Annotated in this window: 8 protein-coding genes and 1 tRNA gene; 6 read left to right on the forward strand and 3 right to left on the reverse strand. The window is 72.8% G+C overall.

Features of this window, described 5'->3' with window-relative positions; genetic code table 11:
• Positions 1–1026, forward strand: a 1026-nt coding sequence (locus tag AAC134_RS22815; protein WP_339951931.1) for a recombinase family protein, incomplete at its 5' end; no start/stop codon positions are given.
• Between the two features lie 195 nt (positions 1027–1221).
• On the opposite strand, the gene AAC134_RS22820 is transcribed toward AAC134_RS22815, so the two are convergent.
• Both AAC134_RS22820 and AAC134_RS22825 read right to left on the reverse strand, forming a co-directional pair.
• A tRNA-Val gene (locus AAC134_RS22820) sits at positions 1222–1297 on the reverse strand.
• A 121-nt stretch (positions 1298–1418) separates the two neighbouring features.
• A complete protein-coding gene (locus AAC134_RS22825; protein WP_339951933.1) occupies positions 1419–2099 on the reverse strand; it encodes an HAD-IA family hydrolase in 681 nt (226 codons plus the stop codon).
• Between the two features lie 106 nt (positions 2100–2205).
• On the opposite strand from AAC134_RS22825, the gene glmU reads away from it, so the two are divergent.
• The 5 genes from glmU to AAC134_RS22850 all read left to right on the forward strand — a co-directional run bounded on the left by glmU (position 2206) and on the right by AAC134_RS22850 (position 7890).
• Entirely contained in the window at positions 2206–3600 is a 1395-nt protein-coding gene (gene glmU / locus AAC134_RS22830; RefSeq protein ID WP_339951935.1) for a bifunctional UDP-N-acetylglucosamine diphosphorylase/glucosamine-1-phosphate N-acetyltransferase GlmU, read from the forward strand.
• Positions 3601–3656: 56 nt separating this feature from the next.
• A complete protein-coding gene (gene glmS / locus AAC134_RS22835; RefSeq protein WP_339951937.1) occupies positions 3657–5483 on the forward strand; it encodes a glutamine--fructose-6-phosphate transaminase (isomerizing) in 1827 nt (608 codons plus the stop codon).
• A 121-nt stretch (positions 5484–5604) separates the two neighbouring features.
• Positions 5605–6084 (forward strand): hypothetical protein, encoded by a 480-nt coding sequence (locus tag AAC134_RS22840; protein ID WP_339951939.1) that lies wholly within the window; start codon positions 5605–5607, stop codon positions 6082–6084.
• A 26-nt stretch (positions 6085–6110) separates the two neighbouring features.
• Positions 6111–6854, forward strand: coding sequence for a DNA alkylation repair protein (locus tag AAC134_RS22845; protein WP_339951941.1), 744 nt, complete (start codon positions 6111–6113; stop codon positions 6852–6854).
• Positions 6855–7212: 358 nt separating this feature from the next.
• Positions 7213–7890, forward strand: a complete 678-nt coding sequence (locus AAC134_RS22850) for a hypothetical protein (protein ID WP_339951943.1) — start codon at positions 7213–7215, stop codon at positions 7888–7890.
• Positions 7891–8005: 115 nt separating this feature from the next.
• On the opposite strand, the gene fmt is transcribed toward AAC134_RS22850, so the two are convergent.
• Positions 8006–8929: a methionyl-tRNA formyltransferase gene (gene fmt, locus AAC134_RS22855; RefSeq protein ID WP_339951945.1), complete on the reverse strand. Its 924-nt coding sequence runs from the start codon at positions 8927–8929 to the stop codon at positions 8006–8008.
• Between the last annotated feature and the right edge of the window lie 289 nt (positions 8930–9218).

The raw sequence follows: 9218 nt of genomic DNA on the forward strand, positions 1-9218 counted from the left end.
AAGCGGCGGGCGAACGGCTCGGGCGGCAAGCCGCTCTCGCGGGGGGTGCTCTACGAACTCCTGCGCAACCCGGTCTACATCGGCGAGACGCGGCTCAAGGGCGAACGGCATCCGGGAATGCACGAAGCGATCTTGGACGGCGACACTTGGGACGCAGTGCAGCGAGCGCTCGACGACAACGGCGGCGGCAAGCGATCCGGCTCGGCTCGCTTATCGGCGCGGCCGCTCGACGGGCTGCTGTTCGATGCGCGGGGTCGCGCGATGAAGCCGACCCATGCATCGCGCTCGGTGAAGGCCGGGCAGGGCGTCGTGCGCAAGCGGTACTGGTACTACTCCTCCCAGCCGGACGGCGACGCGCCGGCGATGCGGATGCCGGCGGAGGAGCTGGAGAGTTTCGTCGGGCGCACCCTCAAAGCCCATCTCGGCGACGAAGATCATCTCGCCGCGGACCTGCATCAGGCCGGCGTCCCGCCGGCGCGCATCACGGACGCGCTGAATCACGCCGCCTCCCTCTCCGCCGAAACGGATGATCGCATCGCGTCGCTGATCGACCTGGTGGAGCGAATCGAGTTGGGCCGCGAGACTTTGGCGATCATAATCAGACCAGCGCTTCTCAGGGGCGAGGCGGATCCCGATGCGCCGGGCGAATCGATTCGCATCGAGGCGCTGCTCCGCACTCGGCAGGCCGGTCGGGCGAAGCCCATCGTGATCGGGCTCCACCGTCGCGAGCGGAAGCCGGATGCGGCGCGGATCGCGCTGGTCGCCGATGCGCGGCGATGGGCGGGCGAGCTGCTCGCGGGCGCCGCCGCATCGGTCGGCGAAATCGAGCGGCGGGAGGGCGGGCGGAAGGGATCGGTCAGCCGCATCCTCCCGCTGGCCTTCCTGGCGCCGGACATCTCCGAGGCGATCCTGAATGGGGGGCAGCCGGCAACGTTGACCGCCGGGGCGCTGAGGCGGCTGCCGGATCTGCCGCTCGACTGGACCGAGCAGCGCCGCGTCCTCGGCTTCGAGCCTCGCCGGATCTGACCTGCCGCGCGGCGCGACCCTTGCCTCAAGACCTCACCTGAAACTCGGCCGCAGAGCAAACGCCCCTTCAAGGGGCGTTTTCGCTCCGGTTCCGGTGCTCTCGTGAAGTTCTCTCGGCGCGACACGCCGCTAACCCTTGAAAATGTCGCGTACTTCCGAAGCGACGCAGGATCGGCGGTTTCGAGAAGGGCTGCGTGGTGGGCGGTACTGGATTCGAACCAGTGACCCCAGCGATGTGAACACTGTGCTCTACCAACTGAGCTAACCGCCCTGACCGGCGCTGCTATTAGCGGGCGCCCGGGGGCGGGTCAAGAGGGGTCGCGGGGGGAATCGTCGTCCGCGAGGCCCGCCCTTGCGGCAGGGGGGGGGCGCGGGGGCGCGGGCCGGCGCCCTCAGGCGGGGGGGCGCAGGCGCTCGAGCGCGGCGGGGAGGTCGGCGTAGCGGGCGAGGACGACCTCCGCCTCCAGCTCGGCGACCGCGTCGGCCGAGACGCCCATGTCCATCAGGATGCAGGGCAGGCCGGCGGCGCGGGCGGCCTCGCGGTCGGTCACCGTGTCGCCCACCATCACCGAGCGGTCGCGCGCGGCGCCGGCGCGCTCGGCCGCGGCCCAGACCGGGCGGGGGTCGGGCTTGCGCACCGGCAGCGTGTCGGCGCCGACCAGCGCCGCGAACCGGTCCAGCACGCCGAGCTCGGCCAGCAGCAGGCGCGCCAGGCCCTCGGGCTTGTTGGTGCACACCGCCAGACGCCAGCCGGCCGCGGACAGGGCCTCGAGCGCGGCCTCGACCCCCTCGAACAGGTGGGAGTGGACGGCGATGGCGGCCTCGTATTCGGTCAGGAACCGGGGGAGGGCGGCCTCCACCCACGGCTCGACCTCGGCCGCCGGGACGCCGGAGCGGGCGAGGCCCGCGCGCAGCATCGCCCGCCCGCCCTTGCCCGAGAGCCCGGCGTCGGAGGCCGGATCCAGCCGCCCCGAGAGGCCGCCCCCCGCCAGCGTGACGTTCGCCGCGGCCACCAGGTCGCCGGAGGTGTCGGCCAGCGTGCCGTCAAGGTCGAACAGCGCCCCGCGGGTCATGCGCGGCCCCTCGGGCCCAGAGGCGCCGCGGCCGAAATGCAATGCAACAACATATGACCCGCCTCGCCGTTTCCTCGCCGCCTCGCGCGGTGGTAAATGCTGCGTCATGAACCGTCCAGACGCCTCCTCCGCCCGACCCGCGGCCCCCCGGCCCGTCGCCGTCGTCGTCCTCGCCGCCGGGCAGGGCACGCGCATGCGCTCGGCCCTGCCCAAGGTGCTGCACCCGGTGGGCGGCGCGCCGATGCTGGCCCATGTGCTGCGCGCCGCCCAGGCGCTGAGCCCCGCGCGGGTGGTCGTCGTCACCTCCCCCGAGGCGCCGGCGGTGGGCGAGGCGGCCCGCGCCCTGCGCCCCGACGCCATCGACGTCCCGCAGCGCGACCGCCTGGGCACCGCCCACGCCGCCCTGCAGGCGCGCGAGGCGCTTGCGGGGTTCGAGGGGGACGTGCTGGTCCTCTATGGCGACACCCCCCTGGTGCGGCCCGAGAGCCTGGCGTCGATGTCCGCGGCGCGGGCGGACGGCGCCGCGGTGGTGGTGCTGGGCTTCCGGGCCGCGGACCCCGCGCCCTACGGCCGGCTGATCGTCGAGGGCGGCGAGCTGACCGCCATCGTCGAGGCCAGGGAGGCGACGCCCGAACAGCTCGCGATCGACTTCTGCAACTCGGGCGTGATGTGCATCGACTCCGCGCGGCTGTGGACCTGGCTCGACCGCGTCTCCGACGACAACGCCAAGGGGGAGTTCTACCTGACCGACCTCGTGGCCATCGCCCGCGCGGACGGCGCCGCCGCCGCCGCGGTGGAGTGCCCGGAGGCCGAGACGCTTGGCGTGAACTCCCGCAGCGACCTCGCCGCCGCCGAGGCCGCCTTCCAGTCCCGGATGCGCGCCGAGGCGATGGAGCGGGGCGTGACCCTGACCGCGCCCGAGACGGTGTTCTTCGCCTTCGACACCCAGATCGCGCCTGACGTCAGCCTCGCCCCCAACGTGGTGTTCGGCCCCGGCGTGCGCATCGAGAGCGGGGTCGAGATCAAGGCCTTCTGCCATCTCGAGGGCTGCGCGATCGCCTCGGGCGCCGTGGTCGGCCCCTTTGCCCGTCTCCGCCCGGGCGCGCAGATCGGGGCGCAGGCCCATGTCGGCAACTTCGTCGAGGTGAAGAACGCAACCCTCGGCGAGGGGGCCAAGGCCAACCACCTGACCTATATCGGGGACGCCGACATCGGCGCGCGGGCCAACGTCGGGGCGGGCACGATCACCTGCAACTACGACGGCTTCATGAAGCACCGCACCTCGATCGGGGCGGACGCGTTCATCGGCTCGAACACCGCGCTGGTGGCGCCGGTGTCGGTGGGCGAGGGCGCCTCGGTCGGCGCAGGCTCGGTGGTGGTCGAGGATGTGCCGGCCCAGGCGCTGGCCGTGGCTCGCGGCCGGCAGGAGGTGCGCCCCGGCGCCGCCGCCCGCCTGCGCGAGCGGCTGGCGGCCGAAAAGGCGACCCGCTCGAAAACCTGAGACGGCGCGCCCGCCGAGGGGTCGGCGGGCGCGGGACAGAAGAAAGGGGACCGCGCATGTGCGGCATCGTCGGAATCCTGGGCAAGGGGCGCGAGGCGGCTCCGATCCTGCTCGACGCGCTGAAGCGCCTGGAATACCGCGGCTACGACAGCGCCGGGATCGCCACCGTTCAGGACGGCCGGCTGGATCGCCGCCGCGCGACCGGCAAGCTCTCGGAGCTGGCGAGGCTGCTGGAAAGCGCGCCCATCGCGGGGTCGGTCGGCATCGGCCACACCCGCTGGGCCACCCACGGCGCGGCCACCACGCTCAACGCCCATCCCCACGCCTCGGCGCGCGTCGCGGTGGTCCACAACGGCATCATCGAGAACTTCCGCGAACTGCGCGAGCAGCTGAAGGCCGAGGGCCATTCCTTCGTCACCCAGACCGACACCGAGACCATCGTCCACCTCTGCCAGTCGTTCCTTGACCGCCAGCTCGCGCCGACCGACGCGGCCGCGGCGACGCTCGCGAAGCTCGAGGGGGCCTTTGCGCTCGCGTTCCTGTTCGAGGGCGAGGACGACCTGATCGTCGCGGCGCGGCGGGGCTCCCCGCTTGCCATCGGCTATGGCGAGGGGGAGATGTTCGTGGGCTCCGACGCGCTGGCGCTGGCGCCGATGACCAACCGGATCGCCTATCTGGAGGAGGGCGACCTCGCCGTGGTCACGAGGGCGGGCGCGCAGGTGCACGACGCCTCGGGCGCCCCGGCGACGCGGCCGGTGCAGATCATCGAGGTCTCCTCGGTGCTGGTCGACAAGGCCGGCTACAAGCACTTCATGCTCAAGGAAGTGAACGAGCAGCCCACGGTCTCGGCCTATGCGCTCGCCCACTATGTCGACAACGAGAGCGGGATGATCCGCTCCGAGGCCGAGGCGGTGGACTTCGCGCAGGCCGACCGGATCGTGCTGGTCGCCTGCGGCACGGCGCATTACGCCTGCCATATCGCCAAATACTGGTTCGAGAAGCTGGCCCGCCTGCCGGTCGAGATCGACGTGGCCTCCGAGTTCCGCTACCGCGAGCCGCCGCTGTCGAAGCGCGACGTGGCGGTGTTCGTCTCCCAGTCGGGCGAGACGGCCGACACGCTCGCGGCCCTGCGCCACGCCGCGCCGCAGGTGGGTCACGTCGTCTCGGTGGTCAACGTCACCACCTCGACCATCGCGCGCGAATCCGGGGTGGTGCTGCCGATCCTGGCGGGGCCCGAGATCGGGGTCGCGTCCACGAAAGCCTTCACCTCGCAGCTGGTGACGCTGGCCACGCTCGCGATCCTCGCGGCCCGTCAGCGCGGCCACCTGAGCCCGGAGGAGGAGAAACGCCTGGTGCGCGTGCTCTCCGAGACCCCGCGCCACCTGGCCGAGGCGATCGCCGCGGCGCCCGAGATCGAGGCCGCCGCGCGCGAGATGGCCGAGGCGCGCGACGTGCTCTACCTGGGCCGCGGCCCGTTCTATCCGCTGGCCCTCGAAGGCGCGCTGAAGCTGAAGGAAATCAGCTACATCCATGCCGAGGGCTATGCCTCGGGCGAGCTCAAGCACGGGCCCATCGCGCTGGTCGATTCGACGGTGCCGGTGGTGGTGCTGGCCCCGCGCGACGCGCTGTTCGACAAGACCGTGTCGAACATGCAGGAGGTGATGGCCCGCGGCGGCCGGGTGATCCTGTTCACCGACGCCATCGGCGCGCAGACGGCGGCCGAGGGCGCCGCTCGCGTGGTCGTGATGCCCGACTGCGATCCCTTCATCGCGCCGATCGTCTATGCGGTTCCCGCGCAGCTGCTGGCCTATTATGCGGCGGCGTTTCTGGGAAAGGACGTGGACCAGCCGCGGAACTTGGCTAAATCGGTCACGGTGGAGTAGATTGCCGCGAACGGGCAAAGACCCGGAGGTCGCCGGTCCCCAGGCGGGCGGCTCGATGGAACGAGCGGAACACGCGCGTGGGCGGTCGGGGCCGCGGAGCGCGCGGATCAGGAGCGATCGGATGATATCGTCTTGTGCGCGGCTGGCTCTTGTCGGCGCGCTGGCCTTCGGCCTCGTCGCCTGCGGCGAGAAGAAGCCGGCCCCCAAGCCTGTGACCAATCTCTACCAGGCGGACTGCTACACCGTGGATCCCTACCAGCCGATCCGCATCGAGAAGCCCGCCGCCGGCGTGCCCGAGGACATGAAGGCTTTTCTGGGCGCCTGGGGCGGCGGGGCCTGGGACGGCTCGGTCTGTCATGACCTGTGGGTGATGAACGTCGACCCCTCGGGCAACGTGCTGATGTTCGACGCGCACGGGCCCGGCTTCTTCCCCGACGCCACCGCCTTCACCCGCAAGGGCCGCATCAGCCCCGAGGGGAAGATGCGGGTCCGCAAGGGCCCGGCGGTGGTCGAATACTGGATCGCCGACGACGGGCGTCTGCACGGCACCCGCACCATCGGCAAGAAGACCCAGCACGTGATCATGAGCCGCCGCTCCTGACCCCGCGCGCCGGCCGGGCGGACCCGATGACAGATCCTGGATCAGCCGATCCCGCCGCCCCCGCCCGGGTCGACCCGGTGCGGGCGATGACGGCGTTGCGGGCGCTCTCCGACCCCGAGCGGGCGGCGAAGGCCGCCGCCTATCACAAGACCGAGCGCGAGATGCTGGGCGTCCCGGTCCCCGAGATCACCGCGCTGACCGACGCCTGGCGGGCCGAGGACCCGACCGTCGCCGGCCGCGCGGCGCTCGCCTCGGCGCTGTGGGAAACGGGCGTGTTCGAGGCCCGGATCGCGGCCGCCAAGCTGCTGACCCAGGCCCGCATCCGCGGCGAGGGGCCCGAGGGCGACGCACCGGTGTGGGAGCTGATCGTCTCCTGGGTTCCGCAGCTCGACGGCTGGGCGCTGGCCGACCACGTCGCCGACGCGGGCGCCCGGCGGCTGTCGGCCGATCCCTCGCGGCTCGACGAGGTCGAGGGCTGGACCCGCGCCGAGCATATGTGGACCCGGCGCGCGGCGATGGTCTTCACGCTGCCCTGGTCGAAGCTGCGCCATCCCTCGCCCGAGGATCTGGAGCGTCGGGAGCGCATCCTCTCCTGGGCCGCAGACTATGTCGCCGACCGCGAGTGGTTCATCCAGAAGTCGGTCGCCTGGTGGCTGCGCAGCCTCTCGGCCCGCGATCCCGAGCGGGTGCGCGCCTTCCTCGCCGAGCATGGCGGGGCGATGAAACCCTTCGCCCGCCGCGACGCCCTGCGCCGCATCGACCGGCTCTGAGCCGCGCGGGGATCCGGTTGCAGAGGGGATTCCCGAGGTTGAGTCGTTTCGGACGCAGACCGCCGAGGCGGCGGCGTTTCGGGCCGGGGCGTCGGGCCGCTCGGCGGGTCTGACGCGCCCGGGGCGGGCGTCGGGCGAACCGGAAAAGCAACTGAGAACGTTGCGTTTTTTATTGAAAATGTCCGGACTTTCAGCTTCGCGGCAACCGCCCTGCCGTCCGACAGGGGCATTTGGGTCACCGCCGCAAAATCGTCGTTAATACCGCTTGCGTGCAAACGAGTCCGTCTCTAAATGACGCGGACGTCAGCTGGCTGGGGAGTCGGGCTGACACTGGGTCGCATCACTGGGAATGCCTGACATGTTCGCTGCGTCGCGTCGTTCCGCCGGCTTCTGCCGCGCGGCTGTTGCCGGGCTCGCCCTCGCGGTCCTGCCGGTCACCGGGGCCTTCGCCCTGACCGTGTCGGAGTCCGACGCCGGAGAGTTCTCTTCCAACTGGTCTTCGCCGACCGCGATCGCGGGCGCGTCCAGCGTGTCGGGGACCGGCGCGGGCAACGACTATGACCTGTTCCACTTCTCGGGCCTGGCGGCCGGCGCGCAGGCGCTGACGCTGACCTTCGTCGCGCCCGAGGGGATCGGCTATTCCTACTCCGCCGGCGCCACGATCAAGTGGAGCGACGAGGCCTTCCGCTGGGGCTGGGACGGCGCGACCGCCGCCGAGGTGCAGGTCGACTACTACACGACCGAGCGCACGGTGACCCTCAGCCTGCCCGACAGCTTTGCGGGCGACCTGTGGCTGGGCCTCTACTTCACCCACGGCGCGGGTCTCGCCTACACGATCCTCGCCGAGGTGACCGAGACCGCTCCCGAGGCCGGCGCGCCGACGCCGTTTCCGGGCAGCGGGATCGAGGGGCCCTCGGCCGGCGCGCCGGTCGACTCCGGCTCCGCCTCCCCCGTGCCGCTGCCGCCGGCGCTGGGAATGCTGGGCGCGGCGCTCGCCGCCCTCGGCGTCGCCGCCCGCCGTCGCCGCGCCGCCTGAAGGCGGGGCCCGCGCCTTCACCCGAGGCGCGCGCCTGACGCGAGACAGCCGATCCAGGACACAGACGCCGGCCCTCGCGGGCCGGCGTTGTCGTTTCGGGCCGGCGGTCTCGCCGTCAGCCGAGCCGCTCGCCGCGCGCGACCTGGAAGCCGCGCAGCAGTTCGCGCGCCTCCATCGGGCCGCGGCCGGGGCGCTGGACCTGCAGCAGCCGCAGGGCGCCTTCGCCGCAGGCGACCAGCAACGCATCGTCCAGCGTCTCGCCGGGGGCGGCGGTTTCGGGCTCCGGCGCGGGCTCGGGGCGGGCGAGCAGCACCTTCACCCGCTCGCCGCCGATCTCGCACCACGCGCCGGGGAAGGGCGAGAGGCCGCGCACCAGGCGGTCAAGCGCCTCGGCCGGCTGCGTCCAGTCGATCCGCGCCTCGGCCTTGTCGATCTTGGCGGCGTAGAGCACGCCGTCCTCGGGCTGCGGGGTCGGGGGGCGGCCGGCGGCGATGGCGGGCAGGGTCTCGACGATCAGGTCCGCGGCGATCCGTGACAGGCGGTCGTGCAGGGCCTGCGCGGTGTCGTCGGGGGCGATGGGGGTGCGGGCCTCGGCCAGCACCGGCCCGGTGTCGAGCCCGGGCTCCATGCGCATCACGCCTACGCCGGTCTCGGCGTCGCCGGCCATGATCGCGCGCTGGATCGGCGCGGCGCCGCGCCAGCGGGGCAGCAGCGAGGCGTGCAGGTTCCAGCAGCCGAGCGGAGGGGCGTCGAGCACGGCGCGCGGCAGGATCAGGCCGTAGGCGACCACCACGGCGGCCTCGGCCTGCAGGGCGGCGAAGGCCTGCTGCGACTCGGGATCCTTCAGCGAGACGGGGTGGCGAACCTCGATCCCCAGCGCCTCCGCGGCGGCCTGCACGGGGGAGGGGCGGGGCTTCTTGCCCCGGCCGGCGGGACGGGGGGGCTGGCAGTAGACGGCGGCGATCTCGTGCCCCGCGGCGTGAAGCGCGCGCAGGATCGGGACCGAGAACTCGGGCGTGCCCATGAAGACGAGGCGCATGGAGGCTCCTGTTCGCTGGCGACCCGAGGCATGGGCCACGCGGGCGCGCCCGGGTCAAGCCTGGCGCGAGCCGCCGAGGGGGAGGGTCTGCGGGCGCCCTGCGGGCGGGCCTGGCTGCGTCGCGCGCGGGGGAGGGGGGCGCCTGGAGCTTTGGGGGCGGGAGCCTCCGGCGGGCTCCTGACTCACCCAAGAACAAGCCCCCGCGCCTGTTCCCCGGATCCGTCTCTCGCTGAAGATGCCTGAGCGACTCGCCCGCAGGGGTCAAGGACAAGCCCGCCTGCGGCGGGTC

Source organism: uncultured Albimonas sp. (assembly GCF_963977235.1).
In the GTDB taxonomy this organism is placed as follows: Bacteria; Pseudomonadota; Alphaproteobacteria; order Rhodobacterales; family Rhodobacteraceae; genus Albimonas.